The sequence below is a fragment of the Agrobacterium sp. DSM 25558 genome (assembly GCF_900100825.1).
Classification (GTDB): domain Bacteria; phylum Pseudomonadota; class Alphaproteobacteria; order Rhizobiales; family Rhizobiaceae; genus Agrobacterium.
Genome location: NZ_FMUD01000006.1, coordinates 22,914 through 38,294, shown reverse-complemented (window position 1 = coordinate 38,294; position 15,381 = coordinate 22,914). Strand labels below are relative to the sequence as shown.

14 protein-coding genes are annotated in these 15,381 nt (G+C 56.7%); 4 read left to right on the top strand and 10 right to left on the bottom strand.

Annotation, left to right across the window (positions count from 1 at the left end; genetic code table 11):
* Nucleotides 1–30: 30 nt before the first annotated feature.
* The 10 genes from DSM25558_RS07095 to DSM25558_RS07050 form a co-directional block, all read right to left on the bottom strand.
* Entirely contained in the window at nt 31–1,449 is a 1,419-nt protein-coding gene (locus tag DSM25558_RS07095) for an FAD-binding oxidoreductase (protein ID WP_077103223.1), read from the bottom strand.
* Nucleotides 1,450–1,460: 11 nt separating this feature from the next.
* Nucleotides 1,461–2,807, bottom strand: coding sequence for a 2-oxoadipate dioxygenase/decarboxylase HglS (locus DSM25558_RS07090; RefSeq protein ID WP_083716354.1), 1,347 nt, complete (start codon nt 2,805–2,807; stop codon nt 1,461–1,463).
* 210 nt (nt 2,808–3,017) lie between these two features.
* Nucleotides 3,018–3,776 carry an SDR family oxidoreductase gene (locus DSM25558_RS07085; protein ID WP_077103219.1) on the bottom strand — a complete coding sequence of 253 codons (759 nt, stop codon included), beginning with the start codon at nt 3,774–3,776 and terminating at the stop codon, nt 3,018–3,020.
* A gap of 123 nt (nt 3,777–3,899) precedes the next feature.
* Entirely contained in the window at nt 3,900–4,628 is a 729-nt protein-coding gene (locus DSM25558_RS07080; protein ID WP_103586451.1) for a copper homeostasis protein CutC, read from the bottom strand.
* Nucleotides 4,629–4,656: 28 nt separating this feature from the next.
* Nucleotides 4,657–5,658, bottom strand: a complete 1,002-nt coding sequence (locus DSM25558_RS07075) for an ABC transporter ATP-binding protein (RefSeq protein ID WP_077103217.1) — start codon at nt 5,656–5,658, stop codon at nt 4,657–4,659.
* A gap of 15 nt (nt 5,659–5,673) precedes the next feature.
* Nucleotides 5,674–6,732, bottom strand: a complete 1,059-nt coding sequence (locus DSM25558_RS07070) for a Gfo/Idh/MocA family protein (RefSeq protein WP_077103215.1) — start codon at nt 6,730–6,732, stop codon at nt 5,674–5,676.
* Nucleotides 6,729–7,568, bottom strand: coding sequence for a carbohydrate ABC transporter permease (locus tag DSM25558_RS07065; protein WP_077103212.1), 840 nt, complete (start codon nt 7,566–7,568; stop codon nt 6,729–6,731). The genes DSM25558_RS07070 and DSM25558_RS07065 overlap by 4 nt, the downstream gene beginning before the upstream one ends.
* 15 nt (nt 7,569–7,583) lie before the next feature.
* The gene (locus DSM25558_RS07060; protein WP_077103210.1) at nt 7,584–8,531 is read right to left on the bottom strand and encodes a carbohydrate ABC transporter permease; all 948 of its coding nucleotides are present in this window, start codon (nt 8,529–8,531) and stop codon (nt 7,584–7,586) included.
* Nucleotides 8,532–8,677: 146 nt separating this feature from the next.
* Nucleotides 8,678–9,937 (bottom strand): ABC transporter substrate-binding protein, encoded by a 1,260-nt coding sequence (locus DSM25558_RS07055; protein ID WP_077103208.1) that lies wholly within the window; start codon nt 9,935–9,937, stop codon nt 8,678–8,680.
* 61 nt (nt 9,938–9,998) lie between these two features.
* Nucleotides 9,999–10,892 (bottom strand): N-acetylmuramic acid 6-phosphate etherase, encoded by an 894-nt coding sequence (locus DSM25558_RS07050; protein ID WP_077103206.1) that lies wholly within the window; start codon nt 10,890–10,892, stop codon nt 9,999–10,001.
* Between the two features lie 206 nt (nt 10,893–11,098).
* On the opposite strand from DSM25558_RS07050, the gene DSM25558_RS07045 reads away from it, so the two are divergent.
* From DSM25558_RS07045 to nagA, 4 genes are read left to right on the top strand one after another with little or no spacing between them, the layout of a single operon-like run.
* On the top strand, nt 11,099–11,986 hold the full coding sequence (locus DSM25558_RS07045) for a glucosamine kinase nucleotide-binding domain-containing protein (RefSeq protein WP_077103204.1): 888 nt from the start codon (nt 11,099–11,101) through the stop codon (nt 11,984–11,986).
* Entirely contained in the window at nt 11,983–12,747 is a 765-nt protein-coding gene (locus DSM25558_RS07040) for a GntR family transcriptional regulator (protein WP_077103202.1), read from the top strand. The genes DSM25558_RS07045 and DSM25558_RS07040 overlap by 4 nt, the downstream gene beginning before the upstream one ends.
* Before the next feature lie 34 nt (nt 12,748–12,781).
* Nucleotides 12,782–13,804: an SIS domain-containing protein gene (locus tag DSM25558_RS07035; RefSeq protein ID WP_077103470.1), complete on the top strand. Its 1,023-nt coding sequence runs from the start codon at nt 12,782–12,784 to the stop codon at nt 13,802–13,804.
* Nucleotides 13,801–14,961: an N-acetylglucosamine-6-phosphate deacetylase gene (gene nagA / locus DSM25558_RS07030; RefSeq protein ID WP_143239368.1), complete on the top strand. Its 1,161-nt coding sequence runs from the start codon at nt 13,801–13,803 to the stop codon at nt 14,959–14,961. Before DSM25558_RS07035 ends, nagA begins: the two co-directional genes overlap by 4 nt.
* Nucleotides 14,962–15,381 lie beyond the last annotated feature (420 nt).

The window sequence follows — 15,381 nt, the reverse complement described above, 5'->3', positions numbered from 1 at the left end:
CTATTTGAAAAATGTTGGTTGAACGTAACGCTAGAAGGTTACGGTGCCCAGCGAGGTGGGCGATGTCATAGCCTTCAAGCCCGCCGCCAACCGGCGAACGTCTTGCGGCGTGAATTTCTCGTAAAAACTCTGGTTCTTGCGGCCAAGCGCATGTTCGGCGCTGAAACTTCCACCGAAATCCTCCACGGCGACCTCGAACACCCACTCTCTTAGAGCATGTTCGAAGCCTGGATCGGCAAGTCTCGGATCGTCTTTCGCGACCACGAGATTGAAATGCACACCGCCATCGCCAATATGGCCGAAGTCGCAAATCGTGATATCAGGAAAAGCCTCCGGCATTTCCAGTTTCATCCGGTCCAGAAAGCGCATGATATCGCCGCGCCGAAAGGATAGATCGAAAGCGATCAGCCGTCCCAGATGCTTCACGCCTTCCGACAGAGCATGACGAAGCGCCCATATTTCATGCGGCGGCCCGACGAAAGCATCGGCAAGCGGCGCATCGTCCCGCTCCCAGATCGCGCCCAGAACCTCTTCGAGTACGGCATCCAGAGGCTGCTCACCCTCGCGTGGTGCGTTGGAACGGGAGATCTCTGCAAGGATGACGAAATCCGGAACGGCACCGTTCTGGAACGGATTGCGCAGCGATGGAACATGGTCCAGGGCCGCACGCACAGCATTGCACGACATGCCTTCGAAGGCGGAGAGATAGCTACCAAGCGCCTCTTCCATCGCGATCAGAAGTCCCGGGACTTGATCCAGCGAGGCGGGAACGAGCAGCGCGGTCGCAGTCTGCCGGGGCGCTGGCTCCAGATTGAGCACGCATTCCGTCACGATGCCGAAAGCACCTGATGTGCCGATGAATACCTGTTTCCAGTCGATACCGGTATTGTTCTTGCGCAGGCCCGAAGACAGGTCCAGCACCGTGCCCGCTTCATCTCCCAATACGACGGTCAGACCGAGCGTGTTGCGACGAACATCACCGTAGCGCAGAAAGCGTGAACCGCCGGTGTTGGTGGCAATCATGCCGCCAAGACGTGGATCGGCCCCGAGGTCGATGGGAAAAAACAGGCCGCTTTCTTCCAGTTTCGCGTTGAGGTCCGATAGTCTCAACCCGGCACCGGCCTTGACGGTGCGATTGATACGATCAAGCTCATAGGGTGCAGTCAACCGGTCGAGACTGAGAATACCCTGCTGCCCGGAACCGTCAGGCGTAGATCCCGAGACGAGACCCGTATTGCCGGACTGGGGCACCAGCGCGATGCCATTCTTCACGCAATAGGCAACAACCGCCGAGACATCCGCCGTACAGGCCGGACGCGCAACGAAAGCTGCCTTTCCCTGATCGTAACGAGCACCCGTCTCATATGCGATCATGTCAGCGACCGCCGTCAGCAGGCCCTTATCGCCGAGAATGCGCTTCAGCGCTTCGATATGCCGGGGTTCCGTCATCTCAGCACCTGTCACTCCGCAGCAGCAGCGCTGTGGACGACCGTGAGGCATGCTTCAAGCGAAGCACGTTCGATGCCTGCATAATGCTGGAATTCGTCCAGTACCCCTGCCCCGAGGTCTCGCTCGAACATGACCTGATTGGGACTTGCGACGAATTCCTGCGCGACCTCGTCTCCAAGATTCGACTGGAAGATGGCCGCAGCGCTGACGGGCAGGAAGTCTTCGTAGACGATGGGATCGAAGCGAACATAAGCTTGCTCGATCGCGTCCTCGAGACCAAGCGCCGACACTTTTGCCACATTGCCTTTCTCTGTCAGTGAATAGCTAAAATAGCCAAGTCCGGCTTTGCGGATGGAATTCCAGTCATCCGGGAAGGCCGTGAAGACATCGGCCAATGCGGCTTCATAGGCATCGGAATTCGAGCCATCTGCGGCAGGGCGTACTCGGGTCCGCGTCTCGTTGAGCAAAGCATCATAAAGCGCCCGCCCCTTTGGCGTCAGCGCTACACCACGCTGCTCGATTTCGCCGAAACGGGCCGTGTGCGAGCCTTCCTGCCATGTGCCGTCTGCCCCGATGAAGGATACGGCTTCTTCCAGCGCCTTGAACGAAGTCTGGCGCAGAAGGATCGGACATTTGCGTGTCGGCGGACCTTCGACTACGGCCTTGGGCGCAATCCCCTCATCGGGCATCAAGGCCTGCACCCTGTCGATGTCTAGGGTGCGCGGTGTCAGATGGTTGATATGCGGTCCCTTGAAGGACACCACATCGGCGATCAGCCTGTGCGCATCATGCAGCCGCGTGTACATCTTAACATCGACGATGGCTTTGTCGTGCCAACGGAAGGTTTCCAGCACTTCCTGAATGAAACGCGACGTATCGGCGGCATCGAGACCGCCTTCCTGTTCTGCCTTTTCGACAAGCGCGACCGCCACATCCGTGAAAATCTTGCGGGAGGCAAGAACCGTCGCAGCTTCCGTGCGCAACGCTTCGTCCGCAATCAGATCAAGCCGAAGTAGCGAGGTGAAAACGCGGAAAGGATTGCGGTTGAGGCTCTTTTCTCCAACTGGGCGGAAGGCCGTGGAATGAACGGGAACACCAGCTGTGGAAAGGTCATAATAGCCGACCGGATACATGCCCATGACAGCGAAAACGCGACGCATCATGGAAAGCTCTTCCGGGCTGCCGAGCCGGATTGCACCATGGCGCTCTTCCGAAATCCGCTCCAACGTATCCGTTGCTTCCAACCGCTCCTTGAGATGCTGATCCGCCGCGAGCGTCGCACTGTTCACCTTGGCGACCAGAGACATCAACGTGGCATAAGCCGGAACTTCGTCCCGGTACATCGCTGACATGGCCATAGAAAAATCTGAACGGATATCATCGGGAGAGATGAAAGAAACTGTCACGGCGCTTTACCTCGTGGCATAGAATAATGAACTTCATGCATTAAAGACACTATACCAGCCCCATAATGACAAATATCGCGACTCTTTAGACTATGTTGATGCGAATACAGAATGGTTACGGATGAACGGAATGGCGCATTGTAAGCGCCCTGCCACTTTATCTCAAAGAGATGCAGTAATGCCGCCATCGACATAAAGCGTGTGACCGTTCACGAATGACGAAGCATCGGATGCTAGGAAGATACAAGCGCCGACAAGTTCCTCGACTTTACCCCAGCGCGCGGCCGGAGTGCGTTTTTCCAGCCAGGCGGAGAAGGTCTCGTCGCTGACCAGAGCCGCGTTAAGCGGTGTATCGAAGTAACCTGGCGCGATGGCGTTGCACTGAAGACCGTATTTTGCCCAATCGGTTGCCATGCCCTTGGTCAGGTTGCCAACAGCACCTTTAGTGGCCGTATAAGGCGCGATGCCGGGCCGAGCGAGTGCGGTCTGGACACTGGCGATGTTGATAATCTTTCCCTTGCCGCGCGCTATCATGTGACGAGCAACGGCTTGGCCAACGTTGAAGACGCTTGAGACGTTGGTGCGCAACAGGCGTTCGAATGCGTCGGCTGGAAAATCTTCCAGTGCAGTACGAAACTGCATGCCGGCATTGTTCACGAGAATATCGATAGCACCCGTGTCAGCTTCAAAACGATCGATGGCCTCGCGTGCCGCCTGGTGATCCGTAGCGTCGAAGGCCAGAATATCGACTGGTGCCTCGAACCCTTCCGCTGCCGTCTTGAGCTTGGTTTCATCACGCCCGTTGAGGACAATTTTGGCACCCGCATCTTGAAGTCCCTTCGCGAGGGCCAGCCCTATTCCCTGCGACGAACCCGTAATCAGGGCGCGTTTTCCCTTGAGATCGAAAAGGCTCAACGACATGGCATCCTCCGTTCCACCTTGAAAAGGCGTGTTCTCGGTGTTTTGTTTTATCAATAGCCTCGAATGCCAATCAGGTCCCCCAGAAAACGGTCGGCTCACTCAGCCAGGCAAACAGCAACAGGTTTATTGTGAGGTCTTCAGTCGTGCCTTCAAAGAGCGCACAATCTCAACATTGGTCTGTTTGACACGAGGTGCTGAAAAGCCAAAAGCTGTGACAACCGGGTTATCAACATCCACGCTAGACGAGCAAGAAGAATGCACTTCCGTCACATCCAGCTCCGCAAGCAGCGCACCGATTGTTTCGAGAGTAACACCTGAGCCGGGCATGATGGATATCCGCCCTGAAGCACTCTCGATTGCAGATTTCAGGTCAGTTAGCCCATCTAGAGCGGAGACGGCGCGCCCCGATGTCAGAATGCGCTCGAAGCCGCAGGCAATAGCAATTTCGATGGCCTCGGCCATGTCAGGCACGAGATCGAAGGCGCGGTGCAAGGTGCGTGGCATTGAACCCATGGCGTTTGACAGTCTCGTCAAGGCATCGCGGTCCAGTCGACCATCAGGCAGGTTCGCGCCGAATACCACACCGCGCAGGCCGCATGACGCGGCAAAACTGATGTCGTTTTCCAGCACGGCAAGTTCGTCTGCGGTGTAGACAAAATCACCGATACGCGGACGGATCATCGCATAGCAAGGAATGGGAGACTGTCCGGCGACGCTCATCAACCCCGCAGATGGCGTCAATCCGCCCACTGCGAGCGCGCTGCAAAGCTCGATCCTGTCCGCGCCGCCTTCGATTGCGGCGTGCAGGCCTTGGACGTCATCGACACATACTTCCAGCAGAATATCAGCCATGGGCCGCCTCAATAATTCAACGGCTTGCCTATCGGATGACGTTGCCATCTGCACCAAAACGATGGGTCGCACCACCGGTCGGAGAGGCATAGACGACATCGTCGGGCGCGTAGGCATGTTCGCCGAACAGGCGCACTGTCAGCAGGCCGATGATGTCGCTTTCGAGATACACGATGGTGTCAGCCCCCAGATGTTCGACATGCACGACCTTCCCAGACCATGTGCCGGGGTCACGTGAGAGCGCCAAATGCTCAGGGCGAATGCCGAGTGTCCTGTAACCACTTTCACCGAGACGCTCAGCATCGATAAAATTCATCTGCGGCGAGCCGATGAAACCGGCGACGAACAGATTGGCGGGGCGATTGTAAAGCTCCATCGGCGAGCCGACCTGCTCGATGCGACCGGCATTGAGCACCACGATCTTGTCGGCCAGCGTCATCGCCTCGACCTGGTCATGCGTCACATAGATCATCGTCGCTTTCAGACGCCGATGCAGGCGAGCAATTTCCAGACGGGTCTGTACGCGAAGTGCCGCATCGAGGTTGGACAACGGCTCGTCAAAGAGGAACAGCGTCGGCTCGCGGACAATGGCGCGACCGATGGCAACACGCTGACGCTGGCCGCCTGACAGTTCTGCCGGACGCCGCTCAAGATAGGGCTCAAGCGAAAGTAAGGAAGATGCCTTGGCAACCCGTGTTTCTATCTCGTCTTTCGGCGTTCCGGCCTGCTTGAGGCCAAGCCCCATATTGTCCTTCACTGTCAGATGCGGATAGAGCGCATAGGACTGGAACACCATCGCTATGCCGCGTTTGGCAGGCGGCACTGCCGAAACTTCACGACCGTCGATGACGATCTCGCCTGAACTGATATCTTCCAGCCCTGCAATGGTGCGCAACAGCGTGGACTTGCCGCAACCAGAAGGGCCGACGAAGATCACGAACTCACCGTCCTTGACCTCGAGGTCTATGCCCTTCAGCACCTCGACAGTGCCAAAGGATTTGGCGACGGATTTGAGTGTCAGATTACCCACGGATTTTCTCCAGATTCAGAGGTCGACCATACGGCCGGTTCGCGCGCTTTCATCCGCCGCAAGGCAGATGCGCAGCGATTGTACGGCGTCGGTCATATGTCGGTTGAGATCGATATCCTCGCGGATGGCTCTGAGAACATAAGCCTGTTCGCGGTCGCACAGTTCCTGATGGCCCGGCTCACCCTCCATCTGGAGAAGCTGGTCAGGCTCTGTAAACTGTCCATCCGGCCCGGTTTTCGCCTTATGCAGGCGGATGGTCGAGGTTTTGGTGTGGGTGTCGATATCGTCGGATTTCGCATTCGGATCCATCACAATGGACACAGATCCTTTTGGCGACATCACGTCTTTCACGAAAAACGCGGTTTCCGAAATCATCGGACCCCAGCCTGCCTCGTACCAGCCAAGTGAGCCATCATCGAAAGTCACCTGAAGGTGGCCGTAATTGTACATATCAGGCGAAATTTCGTCAGATAGACGTAGGCCCATGCCCCGAACCGACACCGGCTTTGCATCGGTGATCTGACACATGACATCGACATAATGGACGCCGCAATCAACGATCGGCGGCGTGGTCTGCATCAGTGCCTTATGCGTAGCCCACGTTTTGCCGGAGGACTGCTGGTTGAGGTTCATGCGAAACACGTAAGGTCCGCCGAGTTCGCGGGCGAGCGAGATCAGTTTGATCCACGAGGGATGATGGCGCAAAATATAGCCGACCACCAGCTTGCGACCATTGGCGCGGGCGCAGGCGATGACGCGCTCCGCATCCGCCACCGTGGTCGCCAGCGGTTTTTCCACGAACACATGGCAGCCCGCTTCCATGGCCTTGATCGCGAACCCGGCATGGCTGTCGGAATAGGTGTTGATCGAGCACAAGTCTGGTTTCAGTTCCGCCAAGGCATCATCGAAAGACGGCAGGATCTGGTAACCGCCGAGTTGTTCTGGCAAAGCAGGCGTCGAGCGATTGACGAGACCGACGATGTCGAAACCCGGATTGGCGGCATAGGCCAGCGCGTGGCTCATACCCATATTGCCGAGACCGGCAACCAGAACTTTCAGAGGTCGTTCGCTCATTTCACTGCTCCTGCCGTGATGCCACGGATCAATTGCCGCGAGAAGATTGTGTAGAGAACGAGAACCGGGGCAATCGCCAGCGAAAGGGCTGCGAGAACCGCATTCCAATTGGTCACGAACTGGCCGATGAAGATTTGTGTGCCCAGCGTGATTGTCTTCGTCGCCTCACTCGGTGCCAGGATCAGCGGGAACCAGAGATCGTTCCAGATCGGGATCATGGTGAAGACCGCAACCGTTGCCATGGATGGACGGATGAGCGGCAGCACCAGCCGGAAGAAAATCTTGTATTCCGACAGCCCGTCAATGCGCCCGGCGTTTTTGAGATCGTCGGACACGGTGCGCATGAACTCCGACAGGATAAAGATGGCAAGCGGCAGGCCCTGCGCCGTATAGACCAGAATGAGGGCGGTGCGTGTATTGACCAGTCCAGTCGCGACCATCCCCTGCAAAATGCCGATAGTTCCCAGGCGAATGGGAATCATGATCCCGAGCGCCATATAGAGACCGAGCAGCGTATTGCCCCTGAATCGGTATTCAGACAGCGCAAACGCCGCCATAGCTCCAAACAGCAATACCAGCGCAATCGAAACGACAGTGACGATCAGCGAATTCTGCATGTAATGCACGAAATCGCCTTGCCCTAGCACAGTGGTGTATCCCACCAGGTCGAAGGTCGACGGCATCGGCGGCTGCATCGGATTGCGGAAGATGGCATTTCGCGACTTGAACGAGTTGATGATCGTCAGCACCACCGGAAACAGCGCGATGGCCGTATACGCAATCAATACGGCATGGGCAGACGCGGTGCGGGCGAAGGAGGAACGAGCTTTGGACATGTCTTATCTCCCTCCTCAGAATTGATAGCGGCGCATGCGGCGCTGAATGGCAAATAGGTAAAAGCTGACCCCGGCAAGGATGATGAGGAACATCACTGTCGCGATAGTCGCGCCCATGGACCGGTCTCCGAGTTGAAGCTGGAAGCCGAAGAAAGTGCGATAGAGCAATGTTCCCAGAATATCGGTCGATCCATCTGGCCCGGCCAGCGCCCCTTGCACGGTATAGATCAGATCGAAGGCGTTGAAATTGCCGACGAATGTGAGGATGGAGATGATACCGATGGAGGGCAGGATCAGCGGCAGCTTGATCTTCCAGAACTGGCTCCAGCCGGTAATACCATCCATTTCGGCTGCTTCGATCACTTCGTCTGGAATGTTCAAAAGAGCGGCATATATCAGCATCATCGGAATGCCGACATATTGCCAGACCGAAATCAGCGACACCGCGATCAGCGCCGAGCCAGGTCTGCCCAGCCACGGCGCAAACAGGGATTTCAAATAGACGAGATCAAGCAGCGTTGGTGCGACACCCCAAAGCGGGGACAGAATGAGCTTCCAGATGAAGCCGACGATGACGAAGGACAATAGGGTCGGCAAAAAGATGGACGTGCGGTAGAAAGCTGAGAATCTGAGCTTGGGGAGCGACAACAATGCCGCAAGGGCCACGCCGATAGGATTTTGCACCAGCATATGGATCACGAAGAAGATCATATTGTTGAAAAGCGCGTTCCAAAAACTCACGGCCCAGCGATCTTCACCGAACAGGGCTCTGAAATTTTGAAGGCCGACAAAGACTTTCTGCCCATCCACCTGGTTGAAGAAGGAAAGCCACAGTGTACTGCCGAGCGGAACGATCATGACTGCGGTGTAAACCAGAAATGCTGGCAGCATGAACACGAGAATATGCCAGCGCACGGGCCGCCGGATCGGTCGTTGATCGTTTGAAGTGATATCGGCGCTCATGGGACCAGTCCGAACTGTCTTGGAAAAATGGGGGTGCACGTAACGTCGGCACAAACCCGCGAAGCCGTTTATCTGGCTGTAGAGAGCAGAGCTTAAGCCAATAGGCAGATGCATGGCGGTTGCTTAACCGCCATGCATCTCAAGCTTTACTTGGCAGGCTTGTACCAGCCGTCCAGGCCCTTTTGCAGCTTTTCAGCGGCAACAGCTGGCGTATCCGTACCGTTGATCACATTAGCGGATTCCACCCACGTCTCGTTTTCGAGGTTGGGCGTGCCACGCGACAGGATCTGGTAGGTGGAGCGGATCGTCGGCTTGCACTTTTCACGCCAGGACACGAATTCCTGAGCGAGTGGATCGGCCATCTTCACAGCCGTCTTGTTCAGGCTGAAGAAGCCAGGCAACGCATTTGCATAGAGATCGGCAAATTCCGCAGAAGCAACCCACGACAGGAACTTTGCAGCTTCAGCCGGATGCTTGGACTTGGCGTTTACGCCCATGCCGATGTCGGTATGGTCGGAGATGTAGCAGGTATCACCGTCCTTTTCGACCGGCGGCGGGAACGCACCCATCTTGAACTGTGCCTGTGTGTTGAAGCCGGAGATTTCCCAGGAACCTGCGGGGTAGATGGCTGCGCGACCCAGCGTAAAGAGGTTCTGGCTGTCGGGATAGGTCTGGGCTTCGAAGCCGTCGCCAAGATAATCCTTCCATTTGGCCAGCACTTCATAGGGCTTGACCCAGTCGGCATCGGTCAGCTTTTGCTCGCCCTTAATCAGTGCGAGACGCCCTTCTTCGCCCTTCCAGTAGTTGGGGCCAATGTTCTGGTAGCCCATGGTTGCGGCTTCCCATAAATCCTTGGTACCCATCGCCATTGGAACATAGGTGCCGTCAGCCTTGATCTTGTCGAGCGCGGCAAAGAATTCGGCTTGCGTCTTGGGAACTTCGATCTTCAGTGCGTCGAAAGCGTCCTTGTTGTAGATGAAGCCGTGAATGACCGATGCCATTGGCACGCAGAACGTCTGGGCACCATCATCCGTCGACCATGCGGTTTTGGCTACGTCGGAGAAGTTCTCCATGCCAGCGTTTTTGGTCAGATCGCCAAGATAGCCCTTCTTGAAGAGCTCAAGCGAGGCATCGAACGGGCGGCAGGTGATGAGGTCGCCGGCAGAACCGGATTCCAGCTTGGCATTCAGCGCAGCATTGTATTCAGTCGGTGCCATTGGCTGGAACGACAGCTTGATGCCCGGGTTCTTGGCTTCGAACGCCGGAATAAGCTTGTCCTTCCAGATCGACAGATCGTCATTACGCCAGCTTTCGATGGTCAGCGTCACGTCTTGCGCAGATGCGAGGCCTGCGTAGCTGAAAAGGCTTGCGCCCAGCAGCAAAACCTTAGTGATAGTGCGGGTCATTATGTTCTCCCTCTTGGTGTAACGCCGCCACGGCGCTCATCAACTGTGATTTTTACCTGTCTTATCCGCTGATCAGTTGAAGCGCGCGCCGGACATTATGGCCGCTTTCCGCAAGCATGGTTTCAGCCGAATCTTTAGTCTTCGCACCCGCTGCCAGCAGAATTGCGATTTTTACGGAACCGGACGCCTTTTCCACCAATCGTCCAGCTTCGTTGATATCTACACCTGTCACACCCGACACGATCCTTGCGGCGCGTTCGATGAGCTTTTTATTGTCCGCCCGCAGATTGACCATATAGCCATCATGCACATGGCCGAGACGGATGGCCATCAGCGTTGAAAACATATTAAGCGCTATCTTCTGTGCCGTTCCCGCCCCCATCCTGGTCGAGCCGGACACGAATTCCGGCGGCGTAAGCAACAGAATAGCGACGTCAGATATGTCGAACAGCGTGGCATTGGCGTTGTTGGCAACAGCTACGACTTTTGCGCCTCTTTCACGCGCCACTGCGGCGACTGCCAGCGCATGTGGTGTCGATCCACTGGCGGAAATCGCCAGCACGCAATCACCGGCACCGATCACGGCCTCCGCGTCCTTTCGCGCCTGATCGGCGTCGTCTTCGGGCGCGCCGGGCATGTCGGACACGTTGCTGGCACCGCCGGCAAACAGAATAGCGATCTGCTCGCGTGCAATGCCGTAGGTTCCAGGAAGCTCCAGCGCATCTGCCATGGCCATGAGCCCAGAGCTTCCGGCCCCGGCATAGACAAGCTTGCGGCCCGCAGCGATGGCATCAGCCGCAAGCGTTGAGGCTGCGGCGATGGCGTCATGTGTGGCATCCACGGACTGCGCGGCTTGCTGTTGGCCCGAACTCAAAAGCGACAGAATCTCCCCCGGCACCATCGTGTCGAGGCCTTTCGCCTTTTCGTGCAAACCTTCAGTCCCACTAGCGCTCATTCCAAAACTCCCTGCACGCGAATTTAATGCCAAAAAAATACCAATTGTCCAGCATCTTTTGACAGTAGATGCGAATTCAAGAGAAAAAAAACGCCATCTCAAACACAAATAATTGATTTAGTTGAATATTTTTATATTTATTGAAAATTGATTTTTACTCTTGGATATTGGTATTTTTTTGGTATCGTCTTTTCAGGAGACAGTTCATGCAGCGATATCTCGTGGGAATCGACGGCGGCGGCACCAGTTGCCGGGCGGCAGTCGCAGATGCAAACGGCCGGATTATCGGCCGTGGTAAAAGTGGCGCGTCCAACATCATGACCGCGCCAGATACGGCCATTGAGAATATGACGGAAGCAGCAAGAGCTTCATTTATCGACGCGGGTCTCGATGCCAGTCTGGTCGAAAGCGCCCATGCCTATCTTGGTCTTGCGGGAAATTACGTCGAAAACACCGTTGCCTATGTGATGCCGCGTCTGCCGTTTCGTCAATCGGTGATCGAATCCGATGGTCTGATTGCGCTTCAGGGCGCGCTCGGCGAGGGCAACGGAACCGTTGCCATTCTGGGTACGGGAACCATCTATATCGCTCGCACCGGTGCCGACATCCGCTATCTCGGCGGCTGGGGCTATCATCTGGGCGATCTGGGCGGTGGCGCGCGGCTGGGCCAGATGGCATTGCAGCAATGCCTGCTTGGCCATGATGGCATCGCTGCGCAAACGGCCATGACGCGCGCGTTTCTCGATGACTTTGACCATGATCCGCGCAAAATGGTCGCCTTTTCTCAAGCTGCAAAGCCCGGCGATTATGGCCGCTACGCACCGCGCGTGTTTGAATTTGCCGCAACAGGCGACGAGGCGGCGCTGGCAATTCTTCGCCAGTCCGCAGGCTTCATCGATCTGGCACTCGACCGGATGTCGCAGATCACCGGCGGCGGAAGGCTGTGTCTGCTGGGCGGGCTGTCTGGCCTTTACGCACCCTATCTCTCCGCCCGCCACAGGGAGCGCCTCGTTCCGCCCGCGCAGGATGCTCTGTCGGGAGCGATCGCGCTCGCGAAAGCGACATACGCCAATGTCACGGAAGCTACGGTATGATGGAAACTCTGTCGCAGTTCCTGTCGCCAGACGATCTGCAATCCAGCGGATCGGGTCCGCTGTATATGAAGCTGCGGCAATTGCTGGAAGACGCGATATTATCAGGCAAGCTCGCCCACGGACAGGCTCTGCCGCCCGAGCGTGATCTTGCCGAATTTGCCAATGTCAGCCGGGTAACGGTTCGCAAGGCGGTGGACGATCTGGTCAAGGACGGCCTGTTGAACCGAAAGCACGGTTCCGGCACCTTCGTCATGAAGCCCGTTTCGCGTCTACAACAGCCATTGTCACGGCTGACCTCGTTTACCGAAGACATGGCCCGGCGCGGTTATGTCACCCGCTCCGAGTGGCTGGCCCGCGGACTTTTCCATCCCTCATCGGACGAGATGATGATGCTTGGTCTGAAGGTCGACATGATGGTGGCACGGCTGGAGCGCCTGCGCATTGCCAACGAATTGCCGCTCGCTATCGAACGCGCAAGCCTTGCCAGCGATATCCTGCCGGACCCCAAAGCGGTGGACGCGTCACTTTATGCGGAACTACACCGCACCGGATACAAGCCGGTGCGCGCCGTGCAGCGCATCTCTGCCTGCAACGTGACCCGTGAGGACGCAGCCCTTCTGGCAGTTCCCGAAGGGTCAGCGGGCCTTGCCATCGAGCGGATATCCTATCTCGATTCCGGCCGCGTGGTGGAACTGACGCGCTCGCTTTATCGCGGCGATGCCTATGATTTCGTTGCCGAAATGACACTGACAGATGGCTGATATGCCGATTGAACCGACAAGAAAAGAGAATGCCATGTCAACGCATATGCGCCAGGAAATCAACGAGATCCCCGATGCCGCCAGCCGTCTGCTCAGCAACTCGCATGATGCTCTGCAAGCTGCGGGCCAAGCGCTGCGGGAGCGAGACCCCGCCTTTCTCATTACCATCGCGCGCGGATCGTCCGATCATGCCGCTCACTTCCTGAAATATGCCATCGAGCAGCAGGCTGGTCGTGCTGTGGCTTCCATCGGACCATCTCTTGCCTCGATCTACAACAAGTCGCTGAAACTCGATCAGGCTGCGGCAATCTCGATTTCGCAATCCGGCAAGAGCCCTGACATTGTCGCGCTCGCCCAGTCGGCAGCCGCATCGGGTGCGCTCACACTATCGCTGACCAACACGCAGCCATCACCGCTATCGGATGCCTCGGCTCATGCTGTGGATATCAATGCGGGGCCGGAACTTGCAGTGGCGGCCACCAAGTCCTTCTTTAACTCCGTTCTTGCCGGTTTGGCTATTCTTTCCGAATGGACGGTGGATACCGAGCTGCAACGCTCGATTCAGCAATTGCCGGAAAAACTCAAACAAGCCGTGACGCTGGACTGGCATGAGCTGGCCGCTGAACTTGGTGAGGCGGATTCCCTTTACATGCTGGGACGCGGCCCATCCCTGGCCATTGCCAGTGAAGCAGCATTGAAATTCAAGGAAACATCGGAGATGCACGCAGAGGCCTATTCCAGTGCCGAGGTTCTTCACGGCCCGGTAGCACTGGTAGATCGCCGTTTCCCCGTTGTGACGTTTGCGGCGCGTGACGCTGCCCTCACATCCGTCCTTGCCACGGCAGATGGCCTTGCCGAAAAAGGAGCGCTTGCCTTTATCACGGCTGATGGCGCTGCCTATGCGCGCCGTTTGCCCTTTGTGGAAACGGGTCATCCCCTCACCGACTCACTCGCTCTCATTGTTCCATTTTATGGCTTCGTTGAAGCCTGGTCACGATCGCGCGGCTTCAATCCAGACGCTCCGGCGGCCCTCAAGAAAGTCACGGAGACCCGCTGATCATGATGAGAGCACTGACCAATGCCCGCATTTTCGATGGTTTTGCCTGGCATGACGAGAGCGCCCTGCTGATTGATGGCGGCAAGATCGCGGATGTCGTGGCAATGACGGATATTTCATCCGGCCTGGAGCAGGTCGATACCGATGGTGCAATCATCGTTCCGGGCTTTATCGACCTTCAGGTCAATGGCGGCGGCGGCGTGATGCTGAACGACGATCAATCGGTGGAGGGCATTCGGCAGATTTGTGCGGCCCACGCAAAATTCGGCACGACGTCCCTTCTGCCGACATTGATAACCGATACACGGGAGATTACGGTAGCAGCAATTAAAGCCGGCTTGGAAGCCAAAGACGCGGGTGTTCCCGGTTTTCTTGGCCTGCACCTGGAAGGGCCGCATCTTTCTGTCGCTCGCAAGGGCACCCACCATCCGGGCCTTATCCGCCCCATGGAAGATATCGACCTCCAAAATCTGTTGGCTATCGGTCACAGCTTCAATGCACTGATGATTACGGTTGCGCCGGAAAATACCACTGAAGACCAAGTGAGAGCACTGGCGGATGGCGGCTTTATCGTCAGCCTCGGACACACCAATGCGTCATATGAAACGGCAATGGCCTACGCAAAGGCGGGTGCTCGCACGATAACGCACCTGTTTAACGCCATGAGCCCACTGGAAAACCGCACACCGGGATTGGTTGGCGCAGCCCTAGACATGGGGAATTTTTCGGCGGGCATCATTACCGATGGCTATCACGTCCACCCTGCATCACTGGGCGCTGCATTGCGCGCCAAGCGTGGACCAGGGCGGATCTTTATCGTGACAGACGCCATGTCGACGATCGGTACGGACTTAACTGGTCTGACGCTGAACGGTCGCCAAATTTATCGCAAGGACGGACGATTGACACTCGCAGACGGCACACTTGCCGGTGCCGATATCGACATGCTCTCTTCAGTGCTTTTTGTTCATCGGAAGCTGGACGTCGATTTCGGAGAAGCCGTGCGCATGGCAAGCCTTTATCCGGCGGAAGCGGCAGGGGTCGCAGATCACAAGGGAAAGTTGGCACCCGGCCATGACGCGGATTTCGTCATTTTAGACAGTGACTATGAAATCAAAAGCACTTGGATCGGTGGTGAAGAGGTTTTCAAGGCCTGACCACAACATAAGCCATCCTGACCAAAGGGTGGACGTCAAAACGAGGCTCTACGAGATTTTGGTTCTTTAAAACGAAAAAGCCTGCCGCGGGAGGAGGTGCGGCAGGCTTTTCGAAAAGAACCGAACAACGGCTGGGAGGAGGAGTGCCGCTGTTCCGACAGACGTCCCTTGGGAGGAGGAGTGGGGCGTCTGAAATCGAAGCTTTGCGGGAGGAGGTGCATCACTTCGATGAAACAAACATACTCTTTCCTAGCGCACAATAAACAGACGTCATTGCAGCGCAGCCATGCAAAAATGACGTAACTCGTGATGGTGTCCCGAATACCGCCCGTCCGTTGGCGCAGCAATTGGCAGCAAGTGACTATCGATGCCGGGGAGCGACACATTCTCGCCCGCGCAGTCAACAACTCCACCAGGAGC

Coding starts and splice junctions, on each gene's coding strand:
- DSM25558_RS07095 (WP_077103223.1), bottom strand. CDS start 1,449: ATGACGGAACCCCGGCATATCGAAGCGCTGAAGCGCATTCTCGGCGAT.
- DSM25558_RS07090 (WP_083716354.1), bottom strand. CDS start 2,807: ATGGCCATGTCAGCGATGTACCGGGACGAAGTTCCGGCTTATGCCACG.
- DSM25558_RS07085 (WP_077103219.1), bottom strand. CDS start 3,776: ATGTCGTTGAGCCTTTTCGATCTCAAGGGAAAACGCGCCCTGATTACG.
- DSM25558_RS07080 (WP_103586451.1), bottom strand. CDS start 4,628: ATGGCTGATATTCTGCTGGAAGTATGTGTCGATGACGTCCAAGGCCTG.
- DSM25558_RS07070 (WP_077103215.1), bottom strand. CDS start 6,732: ATGAGCGAACGACCTCTGAAAGTTCTGGTTGCCGGTCTCGGCAATATG.
- DSM25558_RS07065 (WP_077103212.1), bottom strand. CDS start 7,568: ATGTCCAAAGCTCGTTCCTCCTTCGCCCGCACCGCGTCTGCCCATGCC.
- DSM25558_RS07060 (WP_077103210.1), bottom strand. CDS start 8,531: ATGAGCGCCGATATCACTTCAAACGATCAACGACCGATCCGGCGGCCC.
- DSM25558_RS07055 (WP_077103208.1), bottom strand. CDS start 9,937: ATGACCCGCACTATCACTAAGGTTTTGCTGCTGGGCGCAAGCCTTTTC.
- DSM25558_RS07050 (WP_077103206.1), bottom strand. CDS start 10,892: ATGAGCGCTAGTGGGACTGAAGGTTTGCACGAAAAGGCGAAAGGCCTC.
- DSM25558_RS07045 (WP_077103204.1), top strand. CDS start 11,099: ATGCAGCGATATCTCGTGGGAATCGACGGCGGCGGCACCAGTTGCCGG.
- DSM25558_RS07040 (WP_077103202.1), top strand. CDS start 11,983: ATGATGGAAACTCTGTCGCAGTTCCTGTCGCCAGACGATCTGCAATCC.
- DSM25558_RS07035 (WP_077103470.1), top strand. CDS start 12,782: ATGTCAACGCATATGCGCCAGGAAATCAACGAGATCCCCGATGCCGCC.